This window comes from Vibrio sp. OPT46 (assembly GCF_015163535.1).
Taxonomy (GTDB): domain Bacteria; phylum Pseudomonadota; class Gammaproteobacteria; order Enterobacterales; family Vibrionaceae; genus Vibrio; species Vibrio alginolyticus.
The window spans coordinates 1-504 of record NZ_JADDYG010000319.1 but is presented as its reverse complement, the minus strand read 5'-3'; the positions used below and the strand labels follow the sequence as shown (position 1 = coordinate 504).

Sequence of the window (504 nt, the reverse complement as noted above, 5' to 3'; positions counted from 1 at the left end):
ATTGGTTAAAAACCAATCACTAGCGAGCAGAGTATAGCCAACCAAATGTATATTTAAAAGATAAAATTGGAACAAAAATCAAGCAATGGTTTGCGCATATCTAAGTTGGGTTTACATGATGACCCGCTAGTCCGGAGTAGGGGTTATGTGTGGCCTTACTCCTAAACAAACTCGTTCCTAAACAAGCTCGATGTGCAGGGTTGAGCGTTAATGAACTAAATCCTGCCCTTTGAGGTTAGTTGGTATAGTGGAACGTTAAGTTTCGCTCCCTGATTTAAGGTTAAGCTATAAATCTAACGCTAAGATTTTGGACTTACGCTGGAAGTTATATAACCCTTGTTTGGCTCCAGGCAAATAGTCGACACTGACTTCGTAAAAACCTTGCTCTCTAAACCAATGCAAACTGTGTGTCGTGAGGACAAAAATCTGATCAATGGTTTCGGATTTAGAACGATGTTTCATGTAGTTGAGCAGTAACAAACCTCGGTTTCCATCACGATAGTC

The 504-nt window shown here is 40.3% G+C and carries 1 pseudogene; it reads right to left on the bottom strand.

Features of this window, described 5'->3' with window-relative positions:
- Nucleotides 1-285: 285 nt before the first annotated feature.
- Nucleotides 286-504, bottom strand: a pseudogene (locus IQR33_RS15275) (amino-acid N-acetyltransferase); the annotation flags it as partial.